This window comes from Paraburkholderia fungorum, assembly GCF_046027605.1.
Taxonomy (GTDB): Bacteria; Pseudomonadota; Gammaproteobacteria; order Burkholderiales; family Burkholderiaceae; genus Paraburkholderia; species Paraburkholderia fungorum_F.
The window spans coordinates 1-484 of sequence record NZ_JAQQEF010000094.1 but is presented as its reverse complement, the minus strand read 5'-3'; the positions used below and the strand labels follow the sequence as shown (position 1 = coordinate 484).

1 pseudogene is annotated in these 484 nt (G+C 60.5%); it reads right to left on the bottom strand.

The features are described 5' to 3' along the window. Positions 1 to 314 (bottom strand): annotated as a pseudogene (locus tag PQR53_RS38885) (hypothetical protein); the annotation flags it as partial. Positions 315 to 484 lie beyond the last annotated feature (170 nt).

The following is a 484-nucleotide window of genomic DNA, read 5'->3' as shown; positions in this document are numbered from 1 at the left end:
AGAGAAGTAGGCAAGAGAAAGCGGCTCAAACCGCCAATTCTTAAGCGGGTCCCCTGGCTTGGAGGGGGTAGTGGTGCATCTGGAATCCGTGCCCTCGCACATTCAACGTGAGTGACAAAGCGCTCATCAGCACCCACTCCGCACTGCGTGCGTCGCGGATGGGTCTGCATGAGAAACCAGGAACTCCGGTTGGGCGCGGCGGGAGCCATCGGCTTCGCCTCGGCCATGCGCCCCGGCGAAAAAGGTACCAGCACCAGCACCAGCACCAGCACGAGCACGAGCACGAGCACGAGCACGAGCAAGAGCAAGAGCAAGAGACGGCGGAGCTAAACACGATACACGCCGCGCCACTGTGCCAAAGGAAACGTGAGTGCGAAAACGCAGCGAATGGTTTTAAGAGGTGGGCTTCGGCACGCGCAGCGCTGCCGGAAGTATGACTGCCTGGTCACTAAAGGCGAATGTGCGAGGGCGCGGATTCCAGATG